The following is a 20,321-nucleotide window of genomic DNA, read 5'->3' as shown; positions in this document are numbered from 1 at the left end:
GGAAGCCCCTGGGGCAGGCCGCCGACGGACGCCCGCGAAGTCGCGTTACAGCGCGCGCTCCAGGCGGTCCGCCATCAGCTTGACGAACCGGGCCGGCTCCTTCGGCTGACCGCCCTCGGCGAGCACCGCCAGACCGTGCAGCAGCTCGGCGGTCTCCGTGAGCTCCGTGCGGTCCGCGCGCTCCTTGTACGCCTGGTTCAGGCCCTTCACCAACGGGTGGTCCGGGTTGAGTTCCAGGATCCGCTTGGTGCGCGGCACTTCCTGGCCCATCGCGCGATACATGTTCTCCAGCGCCGCGGTCGGGTCGTTGGTGTCGGAGACGACACAGGCCGGGGAGACGGTCAGGCGCGAGGACAGGCGCACCTCCTTGATGTCCTCATCCAGCTGCTCCTTCATCCAGTCCAGCAGCCCGGAGTACTCCTCGGTCTGCTTCTCCCGCTCGTCGTCGGCGGTCTTCTCACCCTCGGCGTCGAGATCGATCTGCCCCTTGGCGACGGACCGCAGCTTCTTGCCCTCGTACTCGCCGACGGCGTCGACCCACACCTCGTCCACGGGGTCGGTGAGCAGCAGCACCTCGATGCCCCGGTCCCGGAACGCCTCCATGTGCGGGGAGTTCTCGATGGCCTGCCGGGACTCGCCGGTCAGGTAGTAGATGTCGTCCTGGCCGTCCTTCATCCGCTCCACGTACTGCTTGAGCGTGGTCGGCTCGGTGTCGTGGTGGGTGCTCGCGAACGACGCGACGGCGAGGATGGCCTCCTGGTTCTCCGCGTCGGTGACCAGCCCCTCCTTCAGGGCCGCGCCGAACTCCCGCCAGAACGTGGCGTAGCGGTCCTGGTCCTTGGCCATCATCTCCTTGACGGTGGACAGGACCTTCTTCGTCAGCCGTCGCCGCATCCGCTCGATCTGGCGGTCCTGCTGGAGGATCTCGCGGGAGACGTTGAGCGAGAGGTCCGCCGCGTCGACGACGCCCTTGACGAAGCGGAGGTACGGCGGCAGCAGTGCCTCGCAGTCCTCCATGATGAACACGCGCTTGACGTACAGCTGCACCCCGCGCTGGAACTCCCGCGTGAACAGGTCGTGGGGGGCGTGCGCGGGGAGGAACAGCAGGGCCTGGTACTCGAAGGTGCCCTCCGCCTGGAGCCGGATCGTCTCCAGCGGATCGCGCCAGTCGTGCGCGATGTGCTTGTACAGCTCGTGGTACTCGTCCTCGGACACCTCGTTGCGCGGCCGGGCCCACAGCGCCTTCGTCGAGTTGAGCGTCTCCGGTTCCGGCGCCTGCTCGCCCGCGTCGCCCCCGTCGGACGGGGCGGGCGCCTCCGGCACCATCCGGATGGGCCAGGTGATGAAGTCCGAGTACCGCTTGATGATCTCCCGGATCTTCCACGGCGAGGTGTAGTCGTGGAGCTGGTTCTCCGGGTCGGCCGGCTTGAGGTGGAGCGTGACCGAGGTGCCCTGCGGCGCGTCGTCGACCGTTTCCAACGTGTACGTGCCCTCGCCGCGCGACGACCAGCGGGTGCCCTGGCCCTCGCCGGCGCGCCGGGTCACCAGGGTGACCTCGTCCGCCACCATGAAGCCGGAGTAGAACCCGACGCCGAACTGGCCGATGAGCCCCTCCTCACCGGCCGCGTCCCTGGCCTCCCGCAGCTCCTGGAGGAACTTCGCGGTGCCCGAGTTGGCGATCGTGCCGATGAGTTGGCCGACCTCGTCGTACGACATCCCGATGCCGTTGTCCCGCACGGTCAGGGTGCGGGCGTCCTTGTCGACGTCGATCCCGACGTGCAGATCGGACGCGTCGGCGTCGAGCGAGTCGTCCCGCAGCTTTTCCAGGCGCAGCTTGTCCAGTGCGTCGGAGGCGTTGGAGACGAGCTCCCGCAAGAAGACATCTTTGTTCGAGTAGACCGAGTGGATCATCAGCTGCAGCAGCTGACGGGCCTCTACCTGAAACTCAAACGTTTCGGTCGGCATGTTCGCAGTACCTCACAGGTCCTGTCGGCGGATCTGGCGGGAGCTACTGTAAAACACCACGTCAGGGCGGTGTCCGGAGATGCGCGGAACAGGGGGGAACGGGACGTTCGCGACCGGTTGGTCGGCTAGCTCGCCAACACCGCCGTCAGCACGTCCGACGGCGCCCGCGCCGGATCGTCCGGCGCTTCCGCCGTGCGCCGGGCGACGTCGCCACGGCCGTCCAGCTGCTCAACTGCGCGGAGGACATCGCCGCCATGGAACGGATGTGCCACAACGTCCACCGGAGCCTGGCGCCTGATACCGGATTCTTCGCTCCCCCAGACACCCGATCACCGCTTCGACGGGCCGTCCCTGCGCAAAGACGGGCCGTCCCTGCGCGAATACGGCTTCCACACCGAGCTGACCGGGGAGGAGGACGAGGCCGGACCGCGGGTCCGGACCGCGGCGCGGCTCGCCCCGCCGACCGAGATCGTCGACACCTGCCCGCGCCGCGAGGTCTGCGAACGGTGTCTGCGGGCGGCCGGATTCGGCGAGCTGACCTGGGTCCCACTGGAGGTGTCCGACGCCGGCGTGCGCACGTTCGGTGCGGACTTCTGGGCGGATTTCCTCGCCAACCCGCCGCTGGAGAAGCTGCGCTGCCGCCGCCGGACGTCCGACCGACGGGACACGGCGGTGGTGCGGACCCGGAAGTGCCCCGAAGTCCCCTGGTCAGCCCTCGCGTTGATGCCGAGCTGCTGAAACGGGGGAGTGGTTGCCCGATGGTGTGGGGATTCCTAGTCTCGGTGGCATGGCCTCTCAGCAACCCGCCGTCGCGGATCGTGCCCCCCGCCGTACCGTGACCGCTGCCGTCGTCCAGGCAGCCGCCCCGCTGTTCGACACGCCGGCCGCCCTGGCCCGCGCCGACGAACTCATCCGTGAGGCCGTCGCCGACCGCGGCGCGCAGGTCGTCGTCCTGCCCGAGGCGTTCCTCGGCGGCTACCCCAAGGGCCTGGACTTCGACGTCACCGTCGGCAGCCGCACCCCGGCCGGCCGCGAACTCTTCCGCCGCTACCACGCCGCAGCCATCGACGTCCCCGGCCCCGAGGTCGACCAACTCGCCGACCTCACCCGGGAACTCGGCTGCCACGCCGTCGTCGGCGCCGTCGAACGACAGGGCGGCACCCTCTACTGTGTCGCCCTCCACTTCGGCCCCGACGGCTACCTGGGCCTGCACCGCAAGCTCATGCCGACCGCCGCCGAACGCTACCTGTGGGGTCAGGGCGACGGCTCCACCCTCCCGGTCATCGACACCGGTACGGCCCGCCTCGGCGCCGCCATCTGCTGGGAGAACTACATGCCGCTGTTCCGCACGGCCATGTACGCCAAGGGCGTCGACCTGTGGTGCGCACCGACCGTGGACGACCGCGACGCCTGGCAGGCCACCATGCGCCACATCGCCCTGGAAGGCCGCTGCTTCGTCCTCAGCGCCAACCAGTTCCTCCGCCGCGACGCCCTCCCCGCCGACCTCCACCCCGCCCGGGGCGACGCACCCGACACCGTCGTGATCGGCGGCGGTTCCGTCATCGTCTCCCCGCTCGGCGAGGTCCTCGCCGGTCCGCTGCGCGACGGAGAAGGCATCCTGACCGCCGAACTCGACCTCGACGACCTCGCACGCGCCCGCTTCGACTTCGACCCCGTCGGCCACTATGGCCGCCCAGACATCTTCACCCTCCGCGTCGACGAGTCCAGCCGTAGCACCGTCATCAACGGTTGACCATGGCTCTGGCCGGTGGCGGAAACTCGGTGGCCTCGGCACGCCGTCCGGGCAGGGTCGGGTGATGCCTGAGTTGCGGCGACTGCATGTCGGACACCCCAGGGCGGTCCTGGCCTTTGGGCCGGTGATTCGCAGCTGCTTCGCCGCCTCGGTCTCGGAACGTGGCGACGGCTTCTTCGAGCAGTTCGGCGAAGGTTCGATGCCTGGTTGGCTGCGCAGGCAGCCGGCGACTGTGCCTGGTACGTGCTCGTTGCCGAGGGCGGCTCGGTGCTGGGTAGGTTCAACCTGGTCGACATTGAGGGGTGGGCCGCGGAACTCGGATATCGGGTTGTGCAGCACGTCGCCGGGCGCGGGGTGGCGAGCGCGACTGTCCGGGACGTGTGTCGGTTGGCGAGGTCGTGGTACGGGCTGCGCACCTCAGGGCGGTCACTGCCTGTGAGAAGTAGCGTCACAGAAGGTGCTGAGCAAGACCGGCCTGGTGCGGATTCGGTCCGGCCGACCCGGCCGCCATCGTCGGCAAGCCGGGTGCCTGGTATCAGCGTGACCTTGGGTACGTAACTCCCGCTGTTGACGGGCAACTTGGGGAGAGTATCGCAGGCGATCGGCATCAGGTGGAGCGCCGCTACACCACGATCGGTGCGGTCTGCCGTGCGTCCGTCATTGTCGCCGCGGCTTCGACCAGTGCCCGCAGGGCCTTGATCAGGCCGGCGCGTTGGTCGGCGGGGAGGCGGGCGACGATCGCGCCGATCTCCTTCGACCGTTGGGCCAGGACCCTCTCGACCAGATGCCGGCCGGCCGGGGTGAGGCGGAGGGTGACCTCTCGGCGGTTGGTGGGATTGATCCGGCGGTCCACGAGGCCGATGGCCTGCAACCTGTCGACCATGCGCAGCGCTGTGGAGGCGTTGACCTCCAACGCGGCGGCCAGCGCGGCCAGTTTGCCCGCGCCCCGGCTGTGGAGGACGACCAGGGTGCGGAGTTGGGGGAGAGTGAGCGTCGGATCGGTGGCGGCGAGCGAGCGGGCGGAGATCGCGATGAAGAGCCGAGAGCTGGCCATCAGCGCAGCGGTGACCTCTTCGACGGTCTCGTGCGCTTCGCGCTTCGGGGCCGTTGGTTCGCGGTCACGGTGGGTGTACTGCTTCATGGGCTTTCGCCGGAGTCCCCTGGCGGTTGTGGCCGCGGGAGGGGGAGCCGGCCGCTTCGTTCTGCTGCTTTCGGCTGCATTGTTGCAGAAAGCAATGATACTCTGGATGTGAGGTCATTCGAAGTAACTGAGGGGAAGCGATTCGGATGTCGGACCTCTCTCATCACGCTCCGGACATCACCAGTCACCCCGACGTGCCCGAGATGCGCGAGCGTTACGCCCGGCTGGTTGGCGGGCGCCAGGCAGTCGCCCTCGACGGTCTGGTCCTCCTCACTGGTTTGTACGCGGCGATCTCCCCGTGGGTGGTGCACTTCCGTGTGACGAGCCCGGAACTGACCGTGAACAACCTCATCATCGGCCTGGTCCTGGCCGTGATCGGCCTGGGTATGACCCGGGTCCCCGAGCGCATGTACCAGCTGACCTGGACCTGCGCGGCGATCGGCGTCTGGCTGATCATCTCGCCGTGGGTCGTGACGGCCGGCCACAGCGCGACCGCCGGATTGATCTGGAACAACGTCTGGCTCGGCGCCGTGACGTTCGTCCTCGGGTTGGCCGCAACCCGCTTGGCGATGACCGCGGAGCAGCAGCAAGCGGCCAGTAAGTAGCTGGCACGCACCGCATGGCGACCGCTCCGGAAGGAGGTGGCCATGACTCTACCCATGCGTGACCGGCGGGCCCTCGCCGAGATCGAACAGCACTTCCTGGAAGACGATCCCGACCTCGCCCTGCTGCTGAGCACCTTCGGTGGTGCCCGGATCGAGGGTCGGCGGGCGAGGTTCGTGCGGCGACTCCGGGCGAGTGTGGTGATCGCGTACCTGGCGGTCACGGTGAGCGGCGTGCTGTTCGTCGCCGGGGCCATGGCCCGGGACATGGGGCTGCTGATGGCGGCCGGGGCCATGGTGGTGGTCTCCGGCGTTCCGTGGCTCAGCGGCCGGATTCGGGACCGGGCCAGTCACCCGGCCGAGCCGGACCTCAGCCACGACGGGCCCGGACGCTGATCCACGCGACGGGCCCGGACGCTGGTCCATCGGCCGGAACGACGTCGGCGACGAATCCCACCATGGTCGGCGGCACGCCCTGGAAGGCGATCGAGGCCAGTTCGCGTAAGCGGCTGTGGGTGCCGCCGGCACCACCAAGTAGGCGGCGCGGTGCGCGTGGTCGCCGGCGCGAACACGCAATCCGCCATCGGTCTCCTCCCAACCCTGCACCGCCTGCCCGTAGTGGACCGGAACATCGCGCCACCCGCCGGGGCGGGCCGGTACCCGCCGCGGTCGTGCGTCCCTGCGTGTGCGGCGCTCACAGGTACCGGACCAGGAACTGGACGGCCAGGCTGGTGGCGGACACCACCAGCCACAGGCAGCCCCCAAGTAGCAGGGGCGCGGTGCCGGTTCGGCGCAGCTTGGCGGGTTCGGTGGACAGGCCGATCGCGGACAGGGCGACGGTGATCAGGAAGACCGCGAGAGTGCTGAGCGGGCCGTGGGCGGCGGACGGGACGAGACCGGCGGTGTTCACGGCCGCCAGGACGAGAAAGCCGGCGAGGAACCACGGCACCAGCCGGCCGACGCGCACCGGGCCGGGGAGCCCCGGCCCCGAACCCGCTGCGTCGGCCTCAGCCAGCCGCGCGCGGCGGCGGACGAGGGCAGCGAGGCCGAGGCAGATCGGGATGATCAGCAGCGTCCGGGCGAGCTTGACCACCACCGCGTGGTCGGCCGCCTGGCCGCCGTAGGCGGTGGCTGCGGCGACGACCGACGACATGTCGTTGACCGCGGTGCCGGCGAACAGGCCGAAGGCGTGTTGGCCCATTCCCAACAGGTGCCCGAGGGCGGGGAAGGTCAGCACCGCGGCGATGTTGAAGACGAAGATCGTGGAGACCGCGTAGGCCACCTCCGCCTCGGCCGCGCCGATGACCGGCGTGACCGCGGCGATCGCCGAGGCGCCGCAGATGCCGGTACCCACACCGATCAGGGTGCGCAGGTCGCGGACGACACCGAGGCGGCGTCCGACGACATACGCCGCCGCCAGACACACTGCGAGGGTCACGATCATCACCGGCAGCGATCCGACACCGACCCGCAGCACCTGGCCCAGGGACAGTTGCGCGCCCAGCACCACCACGGCGGCCTGCAGCACTCCGCGTCCGGCGAAGGCGATGCCGGGCCGCATCCGCTCGCCGGGTCGCACCAGGACCGCCACCAGCACCCCCAGCACGATCCCGCTCACCGGCCCGCCGACGACGGGGACCAGCCGGCCCAGCCCGGTCGCGACGAGGGCGACCGCGACGGCGAGGGCGAGTCCGGGCAGCCGGGCGGTGGGGGCGGCGACGGGATTTCGGGCGGGGGCAGGGCCGGACGGGCGGGTGGCCCTTGGCCGGGAGAGGCTGGCGTCCTTCATGATCACACTTTGGGCGGCCCCGTGCCGGCCCTGTAGCCCCTGATCGAGCAGGAGCTCATAGCGGCAGCGTATGAGCACCTCATACGCTGCGGCTGTGACAGTCTCCTCCACGCCGGATCGCCGTACCGTCCGCTTCCCGCTGCGCACGCCCGACCTGGAGTCGCTGCGGCTCCTCGTCCTCGTCGCCGACCTGGGGAGCCTGGGGCGTGCCGCCGAGCAGCTGCGGATCTCCCAGCCGTCCGCCAGCCGCCGGCTGTCGACGCTGGAACGCGGGCTGGGACTGGTGCTGGTCGACCGGACCCGACGCGGCTCCCGGCTGACGCTGGCCGGGCAGGTCGTCACGGGGCACGCCCGGTGCGTCCTGGACGAGCTGGACGAACTGCTCATCCGGGCCGGCGAGCTGCGCGACAGGCGGGAGGCCGAACTGCGCGTCGCGGCGAGCCTGACCGTCGCGGAGTACCTGCTGCCGGCCTGGATCAGTGAGCTGCGGGGCCGCCGGCCGGAGTTGTACATCGGGCTGCAGGTGACCAACAGCGAGCACGTGCCCGAACTGGTCGAATCGGGCGAGGCCGACATCGGGTTCATCGAGGGGCCACACCTGTCCCGCGTGATGTCCACGCGGCAGGTGGGCGAGGACCGGCTCGTCGTGGTGGTCGATCCCGGACACCCGTGGGCGCGGCGACGCGAGCCGCTTTCGGCGTGGGAACTGTCCCGTACGCCGCTGGTGCTGCGGGAGAGCGGCTCCGGCACGCGCCAGACCCTGGACCGCGCCCTGCACCTGGCCGGCCATGAACGTGCCCGGCCGTTGGTCGAGCTCGGCTCGACGGCCGCCGTGCGCGGCGCGGTGATCGCCGGCACCGGGCCGTCCGTCCTGAGCGAGCTGGCCGTCCGGGGGGACATCGCCGAGGGCCGGCTGACCGGCGTCGACGTGGCGGGCGTCGACCTCACCCGAGACCTGCGCGCGGTCTGGCCCACCGGGCGGCGCCTGGTGGGCCCGGCGGCGGAACTGGTCACGGTGGCCCGGCGGGAGGACACCCGCTAGCCGCCTCGCCGCGCAGGTGCGAGCACCCGGGCCGTGGTGCGGTCGCGGGCTGGACGGGGCAACAAGGGGCTGCGTCGGTGTGGCGTCGGGCCGGTGGCGTCGGCGAGCCGCTACACACGAAACGCGCTGTCGCGCCGGAAGACATCCCGGTCACCGTGCTCCGGAGGAGCCATGTCACAAGTGGGCCACACCCCTCACCGCGCGCCGCTGGCCGCCCCCGGCAATCCGCGGGTCCGTATGGGCGGCCGGATCAGGAAGTACCTCACGACCACCGATCACAAGGCGATCGGGAACATGTATTTGGTCACGGCCTTCGGATTCTTCCTGTTCGCCGGATTGCTGGCGATGATGATGCGCGCGGAACTGGCGCAGCCGGGAATGCAGTTCTTCAGCCACGAGCAGTACAACCAGCTCTTCACCATCCACGGCACCGTGATGATGCTGCTCTTCGCGACGCCGACGTTCGCCGGATTCGCCAATGCCGTCATGCCGTTGCAGATCGGCGCGCCGGATGTCGCCTTTCCCCGGCTCAACGCCCTGACATACTGGTTCTTCCTCTTCGGTGGGCTGATCGTGGTCTCCGGGCTCGTCGTCCCGGGCGGGGCGGCCTCCTTCGGCTGGTTCGCCTATGCCCCGCTGAACCGTGCCGAACACACGCCGGGCGCGGGCGGCGATCTGTGGGCGGCGGGGCTGGTCGTGGCCGGCCTCAGCACCACGTTGGGCGCGGTGAATTTCATCGCCACCATCATCACGCTGCGAGCCCCCGGCATGACGATGTTCCGGATGCCGATGTTCACCTGGAACATCCTCTTCACCTCCATCCTGGCCCTGCTCGCCTTCCCGGTGCTGACCGCCGCCCTGCTGGCCCTGCTCGCGGACCGGAAATTCGGGTCCCATGTGTATGACCCGGCGAACGGCGGGGCGTTGCTGTGGCAGCACCTGTTCTGGTTCTTCGGGCATCCGGAGGTCTATATCGTCGCCCTGCCGTTCTTCGGGGTGGTGAGCGAGATCATCCCGGTGTTCAGCCGGAAACCCGTATTCGGGTACATGGGCATGGTCGGTGCGACGATCGCCATCACCATGCTGTCGGCGTCGGTGTGGGCGCACCACATGTTCGTCACGGGCGGGGTGTTGCTGCCGTTCTTCTCGCTGATGTCCTTCTTCATCGCGGCGCCGACCGGGGTGAAGTTCTTCAACTGGATCGGCACGATGTGGAAGGGCAGCCTCTCCTTCGAGACGCCGATGCTCTGGGCGGTCGGATTCATGGTGACCTTTCTCCTCGGCGGGCTGAGCGGGGTGTTGATCGCCTCGCCACCGATGGACTTCCACCTCACCGACACGTATTTCATCGTCGCGCACCTGCACTACGTCCTGTTCGGCACCATCGTCTTCGCCACCTTCGGCGGCTTCTACTTCTGGTGGCCGAAGTGGACCGGGAAGATGCTCGACGAACGGCTGGGGAAGGTGCATTTCTGGATCCTTTTCGTGGGATTCCAGACGACCTTTCTCGTCCAGCACTGGCTGGGGGAGCGCGGCATGCCGCGCCGCTACGCCGACTACCTCCCCGCCGACGGCTTCACGGTGCTCAACTCCGTATCTTCCACGGGTGCGTTGCTGCTGGGCGTGTCCACGCTGCCGTTCCTCTACAACGTGTGGCACACCGCCCGGTACGCGCCGAAGGTGGACGTGGACGACCCGTGGGGGTTCGGGCGCTCGCTGGAGTGGGCGACCTCCTGTCCGCCGCCCCGCCACAACTTCGAGGCGCTGCCGCGGATCCAGTCCGATTCGCCGGCGTTCGACCTGCACCACCCTCAGGTGCGCATGCTGCAGGCCGGCGAGCGCGGCACCACGGAACCCACCCCCGACACCCTCGGAGACCAGGACGCATGAAACCGGAGGCACTTCTCTTCGCGGGCGTGGCCGCCTTCTTCCTCATCACCGACGCGATCTACATCTGGCTGGCCCGGGAGCCCGCCGGCGGCGCCGCGCTCGCCGTCTCCTTCGGCATGGCGTCGGTCATCTCCTTCTTCTGCGCCATGAACTACCGCCGCAAGGGAGGGCGGCCGGAGGACCGCGACGGCTCGGAGATCCAGGAGCGCACCGGGGAGGTCGACTTCTTCCCGCCGGAGAGCGGATACCCCGCGGCGGTGGCCCTCGGCGTCTCCCTGCTGGCCCTCGGGTTGGTCTACGGACTGTGGGTCTTCCTGATCGGCGTGGGCGTCACCGGCGGTTCGCTCTTCGGGATGGTGTTCCAGTTCGCGCAGCGCGACCACTGAGCCGCGCCCCCCGGCGCGGGCCGCGGGCACCCGTGGTCGCTAGCCTTTGTGCTCCTCGCTGGCGCCGATCGCCGGGCCCGCCGTCGTCTCGGCGATCCGCCGTCGCTCCTCGGCGGTGGCGGGCAGTTCCACCCGGTCGCGGAAGTACCAGGCGCTCAGCGCGGCGCGCAGCCGGTCCAGGCGGGGCGCCCGGTCCCCGGGGTGCGGCAGTGGCTGGGGAATCTGCCTGGCCAGGATGCGGTAGCGCTCGGTGGGCGGCACCGGCTCCTGGGTCTCCCGCATTCCGCCGTACACGCTCTGCACCACATGGCCCGTCTCGCGGCCCTCCACCAGCAGTTGGCGCTCGCGGTCCTGCAGCGCCAGGCAGAGGCGCTTGGTGAGGAGGAAGGCGAGGACCGGGCCGACGACGAACAGCACCCGAAAGATCCAGGTCAGGCTCTCCACCGAGACCCGGAAGAGGCCGGCGAGCACGTCGTTGCCGCCGGCCGCCAGCAGCACCGCGTACCAGACGACGGCGGCCACGCCCAGCGCCGTGCGGGTGGGGACGTTGCGCGGGCGGTCACACAGGTGATGCTCCGTCAGGTCGCCGGTCACCCAGCGCTCGAAGAACGGGTAGGCGTACAGCAGCAGGAAGAGGACACCGGGCAGGATGACGGCCGGGATCAGGACGTTCCACATGAACGTGTGGCCCGCCACGTTGGTCTCCCAGGCCGGCATGAGCCGCAGCGCCCCTTCGAGGAAGCCCACGTACCAGTCGGGTTGGGCGTTCGTGGAGACCTGGTCGGTGAGGTAGGGGCCGTAGGCCCAGACGGGATTGATCTGGGCCAGTCCGCCGAGGAGGGTCACCACCCCGAAGACCATGAAGAACAGGCCCGAGGACTTGGCGGTGAACTGGGGGAACATCGGCTGCCCCACGGCGTTGCGGTTGGTGCGCCCGCGGGCCGGCCACTGGGTGTGCTTCAGGTACACCACCAGCATCAGGTGCAGGCCGATCAGCGCGATCAGCAGCCCGGGGACGAGCAGCACGTGCACGGTGTAGAGCCGGGACAGCAGGATGTGGCCGGGGAACGTGCCGCCCCAGATGAAGTAGCTCAGGTACGTTCCCACCAGGGGGAGGGACAGCACGATGGTGTTGGCCGTCCGGAGGCCGGTGCCCGACAGCAGGTCGTCGGGGAGCGAGTAGCCGGCGAAGCCCTCCAGGAGGGCCAGCATGAACAGCGTCACGCCGACCGTCCAGTTGCCCTCCCGCGGCCTGCGGAACGCGCCGGTGAAGAAGACACGCAGCAGGTGCACCCCGAGCGCGGCGACGAAGACCAGTGCCGCCCAGTGGTGGACCTGACGGATCAACAGGCCACCGCGGACCTCGAAGCTGATGCGCAGCGTCGAGGCGTAGGCGCCCGACATCGACAGCCCCCGCAGCGGGCCGTACGCACCGTGGTAGGTGCGGTGGGCCAGGCTCGGCTCGAAGAACATCGTCAGGTAGACGCCGGTCAGCACCAGGACCAGCAGGCTGTAGAGCGCGATCTCGCCGAGGAGGAAGGACCAGTGGTCCGGGAACGCCTTGCGCATCAGCGCCCGCGCCCCTTCCGAGGCCGGTAGGCGGCCGTCGACCGCGGCGTAGGCGGAGCGGCCGGCCTGACGGGCCTTCGCCACCGTCCTCTCCGTTGCGCTCCGGAACAGCATTGCCGGCCCTCCTCGGTGCTGTGGTCCACGGGGGCACCCGCGGTGCCCGCTCCACGGCACCCTGCCTGGCCGACCGCCGCCCGGCGCGCATTACGCAGATCGGGGGCAGCGCCGGGCGGCCGGGCGTCACACGACGATGCCGGCGCCCTGCCGGGCCGGTTGGCCGGTGACGTAGTGGACCCGGAAAGTCCCGCCGCGGCTGCCCTGGACGGCCGGCCGTCCAACTGACACGCGACCCCCAGGTGCGTGAACTGCGCCGGCACCTGGCGAGACACCCACAACACCTCACCGACTACTCCCTGACGAACGGCCCAGAGCGAACGCAGGGCCCGTCAATGGGTGCGGTCGGGCGCCGTGAACAGGCCGATGAGTGTGAGCAGCCAGACCGCCGCCGCGATCCACAGCAGGATCCGGCCCAGGGTGTGCAGGGCGGGGATGGCTGCTGTGGTTCCTGCGGAGTGGGCGGCTACGGCGGTCATGCCGAGCGGGAAGACGGTGGACCAGCGCCGTACGTCATAGTGCAGGCGCGGTCTGCGGATTTCCGCGGTGGTGAGTAAGGCGTACCAGGCCAGGTCGAGGGCGAGCAGGACCAGGGCGGCGGTGCGCAGAGCCTGGTGCGCGGTGCCCGTCCACGCCTGGGAGCCGGTGAGTTGGGAGGCGGCCAGGGCCGAGATCGCCAGGGCGCCGCCGGCGATCCACTGGTCGCCCGCGCCGGTGTTCACCTGCCGCAGGTCGAAGTGGGCCAGGGCCGGCACGTACAGCAGCAGTCCGAGACAGAACGGCACCAGCCCGGCCCGGCCGAGCCAGTCGCCGGCTCCGCTGAGGGCCAGGGCAGCGGCGAGCACCGCCAGCCCCTGGGTGGCCACGCACACCATGAATACCGCTCCGGGCATGCGCCGCTTCCAGCGCCGTACGACCGCGAGCAGCAGGCCGGGCCACAGGGCGGTGGCGAGCGCCAGCAGCGCGGCGGCCGTCGTCTGCCACCCCAGCAGAGAGAGTCGGGCGCCCAGCACGGTGGTGGCGGCGACGCCGGTCAAGGCGGACGAGGTGTTCGCCTGGGCGCGCCAGAGGGCGTGGTCGCTTGCCAGACGGGTGGCGGAGTCGGCGGCGAGCAGCAGCCACAGTGCGCCGGTGAGGGCCAGCGTGATCCGGGACAGCGTCTCGTGGCCGACGAGGTGGAGGCCCACGGAGAGGATGCCGGTGGCCATCCCCGCGGCACCGGCGGCGGGCGGAAGCGCCTCCCACCAACGCCGTAAGCGAAAGAACACCGCCCCATCCGACCTCACCTGGATGACAGCCGCCACCCGGGCGCGGCGTACGGGGCAATTCCCTGACGGCACCTGGTGCCGTGCAACGAACCCAGGTGACAGGCCATCTCCACGCGATTCCGTCATCGCGGCTGACTCTTGCTGCCCCGTTCGTGCACTGCCTCCATGGTGTGGGAAGGGACCGATCTTCTTCGTGGCAGGACCCTGATACGGCCACTTTCGTCCGGCACCGCAGCCCGCCGGGCACCCCCAGATGAGATGGCGGAGCTGCAGCTCGGCCCGGGGGTAGGCGTGCTCACGCAGTGAGCGGTTCCTGGCCGTCCGTCAGGTGGCGGCGGCGGAGGCGGGTGAAGGCGGTGGGGCTGGGGCGGTGCGGGAGGAACTCCTTGATCCGCTGCGCGCATTCGCGTGGGCTTGCGGCGCCTGTGTCGCACTCCAGGTCGTAGTCGCCATGGTCATGAACCAGGTCGTACTGGTGCGCCGCGAGGCCCGGCGGGCGGTCGCCCCGGGCCAGCTCGCGTCGGGCCAGTTCACGAAGCGGGCAGTGGACGCCGACGAACAGTACGTCCTCGGGCCGCAGCACCGTCAGGCAGTCGAGCAGCCGCCAAGGTTCGCTCAGCACGTGATCGACCACGATGTCGTTGCCCGCCTCGGCCATGGCTGCGATGGAGCGGTGGAAGCCCATCCTGGTCCGCCGCAGCGCGGCGTCGAGCTCCTCCGCCCCGAGCTCCCGCTTGCTGCGCATCGCATTGAAGCCGTCGACCGCCATGTGGAAGAAGACACCGTCGTTCAGGATGTCCAAAAGCTCCCGGGCGATGCTCGACTTCCCTGAGCTGGAGGTGCCGTTGAGGAAGATGATGCGGCCAGATGTCATGTCGGCATGATCACATGCCGCCGGCGCCGCGTTCAGGGGATCTCCAGTGGATTGCCGGTTGCCAGCAACATTGAAGAGACCTCCGGTTCGCACAGAGAATGTGATCAAGTTGGTGAGAGCCGGTGCGATGACTGCTGCGGCCACCGTTGATCATCGTGAGGTGTGTGGACTGACGATGAAGCAATGGCCGCGGGTTGCAGCGTAGTGCCTGCCCGTTGGCAGGCGGTGTTCGAGGACTTGCTGAGCCGGATCGAGGGCCGCTTCGCAGGGGTCGAGCCCCGACGCCGGGCACGACAGTTGGTACTGGGCTGCTGGTGGACCTGCCGCACAAGAACTGCTGGACGATCGCTTGCAGCGCCCGCTGGACGCCCTGGGAGAGCTTCATGTCCCGCTGCCCGAGGACTCACCACTCGGTGAACGAGCCGTCCGCGTTGCGCCAGATCGGGTTGCGCCAGCGCTGGCCGAGCGCCGCGGCCCGGCGCACTGCCCCCTCGTCGACGTTGATGCCGAGGCCGGGCCCGGTCGGCCGGGCGACGTGGCTGTCCGCGAAGTCGAAGACGCTCGGATCGACGAGATAGTCCAGCAGGTCGGAGCCGCCCTCGGTGTTGTAGTGGATGCCCAGGCTGGTCTCCTGGATCAGCGCGTTGGGGGTGGCGAAGTCGATCTGCAGCGAGGCCGCGAAGGCGATCGGGCCGAGCGGGCAGTGCGGCGCCAGCGCCACCCCGTAAGCCTCGGCCATCGCCGCGATCCGGCGCACCTCGGAGATGCCGCCGGCGTGCGAGAGGTCCGGCTGGGCCACGGCGATCCCGGAGCCGAGCAGCTCGCGGTAGTCCCAGCGTGAGTAGAGCCGCTCCCCGGTGGCGATCGGGACGGTGGTGGAGTCGCAGATCCGGCGGAAGTCGGCGGTCAGCTCGGGGACCACGGGCTCCTCGACAAAGAGCAGGTGGAGGGGTTCGAGCAGTCGGCAGGCCTCGCGGGCCAGCGCCGGTGAGACCCGGCCGTGGAAGTCGATCGCGATGTCCGCCTCGTCCCCGATCGTCCCCCGGACCGCGGCCACCCGGTCGACCAGGCGGTCGAGTTCGGCCTTGGACTCCAGCGCGCGGAACCGTCCGCCGATGTTCATCTTGACCGCGTCGAAGCCCTGCTCCATCCGCTCCCGGGCGTGTTCGGCGACGCGGTTCGGCTCGTCGCCGGCGATCCAGGAGTAGGTGCGCATCCGGTCCCGAACCGGCCCACCGAGCAGCTCGTGCACGGGGACGCCGAGGGCCTTGCCCTTGATGTCCCACAGCGCCTGGTCGATGCCGGCGACCGCGCTGGAGAGGATCGGGCCGCCGCGGTAGAAGCCGCCCTTGGTGAGCACCTGCCAGTGGTCCTCGATCCGGAACGGGTCCTGGCCGACGAGGTAGTCGGAGAGCTCCTCGACGGCGGCGGCGACGGTGGCCGAGCGGCCCTCGACCACCGGCTCGCCCCAGCCGGTGACCCCCTCGTCGGTGCGGACCGCCAGGAACAGCCAGCGGGGTGCGACCGAGAAGGTCTCCAGTGCCGTGATCTTCATCGGTCTGCCTGCTTTCCTTGGATGGAGGTGGGGTTGAGGTCGGCGATCAGCTGGGGGAGTCGGGCGAACTGAACGGCGTCGGAGAGCGCCGAGCCGAGGGAGACCGCGGCGGCGCCCGCCGCCAGGAACTCCCGGGTGTTGGCGAGGTTCATCCCGCCGGTGGCCACGAACCGCGCCCCGGGGAACGGCCCGAGCATCGCCCGGATCCAGGAGGAGCCCAACTCGGCGGCCGGGAAGGCCTTGAGCCAGGTGAGGCCGAGCGCCTCGGCCCGCTGGACCTCGGAGGCGGAGGCCACCCCGGGCAGGTGCGGCAGCCCGGCGGCCAGTGAGGCCTCGGCGACTTCCGGGCAGAAGCCGGGCGCGACGGTGAACCGGGCGCCGGCCGCGGCGGCCCGCTCCACCCGCTCGACGGTGGTCACCGTTCCGGCGCCGACCACCTCGCCGCGCTCGGCCCCGGCCGCCGCGGCGGCGGCCAGCGCCTCGACGGCGGCGTCGTTCTGCACCGGCACCTCCACCAGTCGGATGCCGACGTCCCAGGCGCGGCGGCTGACCTCGACCGTGCGCTCGCGGTCGAAGCCGCGCAGGATCGCCATCAGCGGAAGGTTCTCGAACGCACCGTCAAAGAAGTTGTCGCATATGGTCATTGCGTCCATCCCAGGGCTCGGGACACCGCCTGCGCGGTCTTGCGGATCACCGGGAGTCTGCCGTGCAGCCCGGCGAGGTCGGTCTGCGCCTTGAGCGCGGTGACGGAGAGGGCGCTGCGGACGCGTCCGGTGCCGTCCCGCACCGGGACGGCCACGCAGTTGATGAAGTGCTCGTACTCCCCGTCGTCCTCGGCCCAGCCGCGCGCCCGCACCTCCTCCAGCTGGGCGCGGAAGGCGGCGGAGGTCACGGTGCTGTCGGTGAACCGCTGGTAGCGATAGCCGTCCAGCATCAGCTCGCGCTCCTCGTTCCTGAGGTACGCGAGGATCGCCTTGCCGACGCCCGAGGTATGCAGCAGCACCGGCTTGCCGATCTGCGAGTACAGCCGGACCCCGGTCTGCGGCTCGACCTTGTCCGCGTAGATCACCCGGCCGTTCTCCAGGGTGGCGATGTGCACGGTGAGTTGGAGCTGACGGCCGAGGTCGACCAGGAAGGGGTGTGCGATCGCCCGCAGGTCGAACTGCTCCAGGGCCGCCTGGGCGAGGCCGGCGAGGCGGTAGCCGACTGCGAAGGTGCCGTCCTCGCGGCGGCGGGCGAGGCCGCCGTCGCACAGGTCCTGGAGGAGGCGGAGCGCGGTGGTCCGGTGCACGCCGAACTGCTCGGCGACGGCGGCCGGATGCTGCGGGCCCTCGCTGAGCAGTTCGAGTATGCGGATGGCGCGTTCGACGGACTGGCTCATCGGGTGGCCCTCCCTTCGAGTCGGTCGTGCTCGTCGAGTCCGGCCCGCAGCACAGTTGCGTCCGCGTGGTCCTCGACGGAACGCAGCGCCAGGCCGGCCACCCGGTGGCCGAGAGCGAGCTGCTCCCCGACGGGCAGTCCGCGCAGCCGGGCGGCCAGCACCCCGGCGGCGAAGGCGTCGCCCGCGCCCACCGGTTCGACCACCTCGACCGGCGGGGCGGGGACGAACACCCCGGGCCCTTCCCCCTCGAAGAGGGTCGCGCCGACCTCGGCGTTCTTCACCACCAGCGCCTCGCGGGGGCCGATCAGGGCGCGCACGTCCGCCGCCGAGCGGAGTCCGTCCCCCCACACCCGCTGGGCCTCGTCCAGGCCGACGAAGACCAGGTCGGCGGCGCGCGCCAGCTCCAGCAGCGGCCCCGCGGCCGCGCCCGGACTCCACAGCGCGGGGCGGTGGTTGACGTCGAAGGAGCTCAACGTCCCCGCCGCGCGGGCGTGCGCGAACAGCGCCCGGGAGGCGTCGGCGCAGTCCGCGGAGAGCGCTGGGGTGACCCCGCTCAGATGCAGCACGCGCGACCGGGCGACGGTCGGCGCGAGGCGCTCGGCGTAGTCCGCCCCGATCCGCGCGGCGGCGGAGCCGGAGCGGTAGTAGTACACGCGGGTGCCGTCCGGCGCCGGGTCCTTGAAGTAGACGCTGGTGGGTGCGTCCGGATCCCGCTCGACGTACCGCACGTCCACTCCGGAGGCGGCGATGTCGGCCACCACCCGCTCGCCGAGCGGATCGTCGCCGACCCGGCTCGCCCAGGCGGCCGCGTGCCCGAGGTCGGCCAGGTACCGGGCGACCGTCGACTCGGCCCCGGCGACCCGGAGTTCGACCCCGCGCGCCTGCGCGAGCCGCACGCCGGCCGGCGCTGCGAGCAGCACCATGCTCTCGCCCGCACACAGCACCTCGTGGCCCGTGGTTTCCGCTTCCACCTCTGCTACGCCCCCGCATACTCGACGTCGACCGGGATGCTGCCATCGCTGCTCCCATCGCGCAGCGCCCGGCGACGCAGGGCGCGCGGGGCGGTCTCGGGGAGCAGCAGTACGCACACCGCGGTGACGATGCCGGACAGTGCCATGAAGGCGGCCAGGTACCACGGCCGGTCGCCGTCCGCGTGCACCAGCACGGCCGCGACGAAGGGCGCGGTGCCGGAGAAGACCACCGAGGTGATCTCGCGGGCGAGCACCAGGCCGGTGTACCGGACCTCGGTCGGCAGCTGCTCGGCATAGAAGGAGCCGGCCGGGCCGAAGACCAGCGAGTTGAGGATCAGGGCGAAGCCGATCACCACGGCCAGCACGATCACCGGGAACGACTTCGTCCCGACCAGCAGCCAGAACGGCGCCGCGAAGACGGCAATGCCGATCCCGCCGCCGATCATCAGCGGCCTGCGGCCGACCCGGTCGGAGAGCCATCCGGCGCACGGGATGCTGAGCACCGACACCGCGGAGGCGATGGTGATCGGCAGTACCGCGTCGTTGGACGCCAGGCCCAGCTGCTCGGTGACGTACGACGGCAGGTAGCCCTGAATGGAGTAGGAGGCGATGGCGGTGGCGCAACCCGCGCCGATCATCAACAGGATGGTCCGGCCGTGCCCGCGCACCGCGGTGACGATCGGGGCCTTGGCCTTGCGGCCCTCGGAGACGGCCTCCCGGAAGGTCTCGCTCTCCTCCGATATCCAGCGCAGCACGAAGCCGACGACCACCACCAGAACCGAGGCCAGGTACGGCAACCGCCAGCCCCAGTCCAGGAACTGGCGCTCGCCCAGCGAGGACACCGCGGCCATCGCGCCGGAGGCGCAGACCACCCCGATGAACTCGCCGGCGCCGGGCAGCGAGGCGTAGAACCCGCGGGTGGAGGGCTTGGCGCTCTCTGCCGTCCATACGTACGCCCCGCCGAGTTCGGCACCCACGCCGAGCCCCTGCAGGATCCGGCACAGCACCAGCAGGACCGGCGCCCATACGCCGATCTGGTGGTAAGTGGGGAGCAGGCCGATGGCCAGCGTGCCCGCGCCCATCAGCAGCAGGGTCGCCATCAGCACCGGCTTGCGGCCCCAGCGGTCGCCGAAGTGGGCCAGTACGAGACCGCCCACCGGCCGGGCGGCGAAGCCGACCGCGAAGGTGGCGAAGGACGCGAGGGTGGCAGCGAAGGCCGACTCCCCGGAGAAGAAAATCTTGTTGAAGACGATCGCCGCCGAGGTGCTGAAAAGGAAGAAGTCGTACCACTCCAGCACCGACCCCAGGACGGCGGCCGCCGCGTTGCGATTGCGCACTCTGCGCCCCGGGTCGTCCTGTGCTGCTCGCTCGGTCTGCATCTGTGCTCCCTTGCACGCTCCGGCGGATCGGCGCAGAAGCTAGCAGCCGGTCGTGCGGATGAGACATCAGTCGTGCGCATGGTGCACAGGCTCGGCCGGTGTGGAGACCAGGGTGCTCGGGTCCGGGCTCGGGCCGGGTCCGGACCCAGGCCGGGTCCGGACTCGGGCTCCGGGCATTCGGCGGGAGAGACCCAGGGCGGCGGTGCGGATCGCCGTGCCGAGGAGGATCGCCGGGCGGAACCGCGCCCACGGGACGGCGACCGACATCGCGGCCACCGCCCCGCCCCGGCCGTCGAGGACCGGCGCCGCGATGCAGCTGACGCCGTGCATCGACCCCTGCTGCTCATAGGCGAGCCCGGAGGGCTGCGACTGTTCCAACTCTTCGAGGCCGTGCCGGCCGCGGAGGTGGAGAAGACTGCCGCAGCGCTGATTGCCCTGGTGCGAAAGCTCGCCCGCTGACCGGACGAAACGCGAGCGCCTCCCGGATCCGCGTGCGGGTCCCCTTGCAGTCGGCCGCGGCCTCTAGATCAACGACGCCGCCGCAGAGTCACCTCTGCCACGCCCGCCGTTTCGTCTACCGGCCCAAGACCGCACGCCACCCTTGCCGGTCCGGGTGGTGCGCCGCGATCCCCATCCGCGAGG

General features: G+C 70.6%; 18 protein-coding genes and 2 pseudogenes. 8 read left to right on the top strand and 12 right to left on the bottom strand.

The annotated features are described in order from the left end of the window. Positions 1–45 precede the first annotated feature (45 nt). Positions 46–1,965, bottom strand: a complete 1,920-nt coding sequence (gene htpG, locus RZ84_RS01125) for a molecular chaperone HtpG (RefSeq protein ID WP_043262735.1) — start codon at positions 1,963–1,965, stop codon at positions 46–48. Positions 1,966–2,157: 192 nt separating this feature from the next. Here htpG and RZ84_RS01120 point away from each other — a divergent pair, with 192 nt between their 5' ends. From RZ84_RS01120 to RZ84_RS35890, 3 genes and pseudogenes are all read left to right on the top strand, one after another. After that, positions 2,158–2,703, top strand: a complete 546-nt coding sequence (locus RZ84_RS01120) for a hypothetical protein (protein WP_052229667.1) — start codon at positions 2,158–2,160, stop codon at positions 2,701–2,703. A gap of 49 nt (positions 2,704–2,752) precedes the next feature. Further along, positions 2,753–3,718, top strand: a complete 966-nt coding sequence (locus tag RZ84_RS01115) for a nitrilase-related carbon-nitrogen hydrolase (RefSeq protein WP_052229666.1) — start codon at positions 2,753–2,755, stop codon at positions 3,716–3,718. A gap of 64 nt (positions 3,719–3,782) precedes the next feature. Then, positions 3,783–4,266, top strand: a pseudogene (locus RZ84_RS35890) (GNAT family N-acetyltransferase); the annotation flags it as partial. 74 nt (positions 4,267–4,340) lie between these two features. Here RZ84_RS35890 and RZ84_RS01110 read toward each other — a convergent pair. After that, positions 4,341–4,859, bottom strand: a complete 519-nt coding sequence (locus tag RZ84_RS01110; protein ID WP_052229665.1) for a MarR family winged helix-turn-helix transcriptional regulator — start codon at positions 4,857–4,859, stop codon at positions 4,341–4,343. Positions 4,860–5,005: 146 nt separating this feature from the next. Here RZ84_RS01110 and RZ84_RS01105 point away from each other — a divergent pair, with 146 nt between their 5' ends. Then, the gene (locus tag RZ84_RS01105; protein WP_043262733.1) at positions 5,006–5,464 is read left to right on the top strand and encodes an SPW repeat protein; all 459 of its coding nucleotides are present in this window, start codon (positions 5,006–5,008) and stop codon (positions 5,462–5,464) included. A gap of 42 nt (positions 5,465–5,506) precedes the next feature. Beyond that, entirely contained in the window at positions 5,507–5,857 is a 351-nt protein-coding gene (locus RZ84_RS01100) for a DUF3040 domain-containing protein (RefSeq protein WP_078893477.1), read from the top strand. Positions 5,858–6,155: 298 nt separating this feature from the next. On the opposite strand, the gene RZ84_RS01095 is transcribed toward RZ84_RS01100, so the two are convergent. Continuing rightward, on the bottom strand, positions 6,156–7,250 hold the full coding sequence (locus RZ84_RS01095; protein ID WP_043268748.1) for a YeiH family protein: 1,095 nt from the start codon (positions 7,248–7,250) through the stop codon (positions 6,156–6,158). 94 nt (positions 7,251–7,344) lie between these two features. On the opposite strand from RZ84_RS01095, the gene RZ84_RS01090 reads away from it, so the two are divergent. The 3 genes from RZ84_RS01090 to RZ84_RS01080 all read left to right on the top strand — a co-directional run bounded on the left by RZ84_RS01090 (position 7,345) and on the right by RZ84_RS01080 (position 10,568). Beyond that, positions 7,345–8,292 carry a LysR substrate-binding domain-containing protein gene (locus RZ84_RS01090; protein ID WP_078893476.1) on the top strand — a complete coding sequence of 316 codons (948 nt, stop codon included), beginning with the start codon at positions 7,345–7,347 and terminating at the stop codon, positions 8,290–8,292. A gap of 171 nt (positions 8,293–8,463) precedes the next feature. Further along, on the top strand, positions 8,464–10,182 hold the full coding sequence (gene ctaD, locus RZ84_RS01085; protein ID WP_043262731.1) for an aa3-type cytochrome oxidase subunit I: 1,719 nt from the start codon (positions 8,464–8,466) through the stop codon (positions 10,180–10,182). Next, a complete protein-coding gene (locus RZ84_RS01080) occupies positions 10,179–10,568 on the top strand; it encodes an aa3-type cytochrome oxidase subunit IV (RefSeq protein ID WP_043262730.1) in 390 nt (129 codons plus the stop codon). Before ctaD ends, RZ84_RS01080 begins: the two co-directional genes overlap by 4 nt. Positions 10,569–10,607: 39 nt before the next feature. On the opposite strand, the gene RZ84_RS01075 is transcribed toward RZ84_RS01080, so the two are convergent. The 9 genes and pseudogenes from RZ84_RS01075 to RZ84_RS01035 form a co-directional block, all read right to left on the bottom strand. Further along, a complete protein-coding gene (locus RZ84_RS01075; protein ID WP_043262729.1) occupies positions 10,608–12,251 on the bottom strand; it encodes a cytochrome bc1 complex cytochrome b subunit in 1,644 nt (547 codons plus the stop codon). 332 nt (positions 12,252–12,583) lie between these two features. Beyond that, positions 12,584–13,519 carry a tellurite resistance/C4-dicarboxylate transporter family protein gene (locus RZ84_RS01070; protein WP_043262728.1) on the bottom strand — a complete coding sequence of 312 codons (936 nt, stop codon included), beginning with the start codon at positions 13,517–13,519 and terminating at the stop codon, positions 12,584–12,586. A gap of 295 nt (positions 13,520–13,814) precedes the next feature. Continuing rightward, positions 13,815–14,393 carry a chloramphenicol phosphotransferase CPT family protein gene (locus RZ84_RS01065; protein WP_043262727.1) on the bottom strand — a complete coding sequence of 193 codons (579 nt, stop codon included), beginning with the start codon at positions 14,391–14,393 and terminating at the stop codon, positions 13,815–13,817. Positions 14,394–14,796: 403 nt separating this feature from the next. Further along, positions 14,797–15,948, bottom strand: a complete 1,152-nt coding sequence (dgoD, locus tag RZ84_RS01060) for a galactonate dehydratase (RefSeq protein ID WP_043262726.1) — start codon at positions 15,946–15,948, stop codon at positions 14,797–14,799. Continuing rightward, a complete protein-coding gene (locus RZ84_RS01055; protein ID WP_052229663.1) occupies positions 15,945–16,592 on the bottom strand; it encodes a bifunctional 4-hydroxy-2-oxoglutarate aldolase/2-dehydro-3-deoxy-phosphogluconate aldolase in 648 nt (215 codons plus the stop codon). Before RZ84_RS01055 ends, dgoD begins: the two co-directional genes overlap by 4 nt. Continuing rightward, the gene (locus RZ84_RS01050) at positions 16,589–17,329 is read right to left on the bottom strand and encodes an IclR family transcriptional regulator (protein WP_043262725.1); all 741 of its coding nucleotides are present in this window, start codon (positions 17,327–17,329) and stop codon (positions 16,589–16,591) included. Before RZ84_RS01050 ends, RZ84_RS01055 begins: the two co-directional genes overlap by 4 nt. Next, positions 17,326–18,300 carry a sugar kinase gene (locus tag RZ84_RS01045; protein ID WP_241777489.1) on the bottom strand — a complete coding sequence of 325 codons (975 nt, stop codon included), beginning with the start codon at positions 18,298–18,300 and terminating at the stop codon, positions 17,326–17,328. The genes RZ84_RS01050 and RZ84_RS01045 overlap by 4 nt, the downstream gene beginning before the upstream one ends. A 5-nt stretch (positions 18,301–18,305) precedes the next feature. Then, complete coding sequence (locus RZ84_RS01040; protein ID WP_078893474.1) at positions 18,306–19,679, bottom strand: MFS transporter; 1,374 nt, start codon at positions 19,677–19,679, stop codon at positions 18,306–18,308. A 168-nt stretch (positions 19,680–19,847) separates the two neighbouring features. After that, a pseudogene (locus RZ84_RS01035) lies at positions 19,848–20,057 on the bottom strand (IclR family transcriptional regulator C-terminal domain-containing protein); the annotation flags it as partial. Between the last annotated feature and the right edge of the window lie 264 nt (positions 20,058–20,321).

This window comes from Streptomyces sp. CT34 (genome assembly GCF_000805335.1).
Taxonomy (GTDB): domain Bacteria; phylum Actinomycetota; class Actinomycetes; order Streptomycetales; family Streptomycetaceae; genus Streptomyces.
This window is presented reverse-complemented; position numbering and strand designations above follow the sequence as displayed.

Excerpts from the sequence above, each read along its gene's own strand:
- RZ84_RS01100 (WP_078893477.1), top strand. The coding sequence starts at position 5,507 with ATGACTCTACCCATGCGTGACCGGCGGGCCCTCGCCGAGATCGAACAG.
- RZ84_RS01080 (WP_043262730.1), top strand. The coding sequence starts at position 10,179 with ATGAAACCGGAGGCACTTCTCTTCGCGGGCGTGGCCGCCTTCTTCCTC.
- RZ84_RS01075 (WP_043262729.1), bottom strand. The coding sequence starts at position 12,251 with ATGCTGTTCCGGAGCGCAACGGAGAGGACGGTGGCGAAGGCCCGTCAG.
- RZ84_RS01115 (WP_052229666.1), top strand. The coding sequence starts at position 2,753 with ATGGCCTCTCAGCAACCCGCCGTCGCGGATCGTGCCCCCCGCCGTACC.
- RZ84_RS01065 (WP_043262727.1), bottom strand. The coding sequence starts at position 14,393 with ATGACATCTGGCCGCATCATCTTCCTCAACGGCACCTCCAGCTCAGGG.
- ctaD (WP_043262731.1), top strand. The coding sequence starts at position 8,464 with ATGTCACAAGTGGGCCACACCCCTCACCGCGCGCCGCTGGCCGCCCCC.
- RZ84_RS01040 (WP_078893474.1), bottom strand. The coding sequence starts at position 19,679 with ATGCAGACCGAGCGAGCAGCACAGGACGACCCGGGGCGCAGAGTGCGC.
- htpG (WP_043262735.1), bottom strand. The coding sequence starts at position 1,965 with ATGCCGACCGAAACGTTTGAGTTTCAGGTAGAGGCCCGTCAGCTGCTG.
- RZ84_RS01055 (WP_052229663.1), bottom strand. The coding sequence starts at position 16,592 with ATGACCATATGCGACAACTTCTTTGACGGTGCGTTCGAGAACCTTCCG.
- RZ84_RS01050 (WP_043262725.1), bottom strand. The coding sequence starts at position 17,329 with ATGAGCCAGTCCGTCGAACGCGCCATCCGCATACTCGAACTGCTCAGC.
- dgoD (WP_043262726.1), bottom strand. The coding sequence starts at position 15,948 with ATGAAGATCACGGCACTGGAGACCTTCTCGGTCGCACCCCGCTGGCTG.
- RZ84_RS01105 (WP_043262733.1), top strand. The coding sequence starts at position 5,006 with ATGTCGGACCTCTCTCATCACGCTCCGGACATCACCAGTCACCCCGAC.
- RZ84_RS01110 (WP_052229665.1), bottom strand. The coding sequence starts at position 4,859 with ATGAAGCAGTACACCCACCGTGACCGCGAACCAACGGCCCCGAAGCGC.
- RZ84_RS01095 (WP_043268748.1), bottom strand. The coding sequence starts at position 7,250 with ATGAAGGACGCCAGCCTCTCCCGGCCAAGGGCCACCCGCCCGTCCGGC.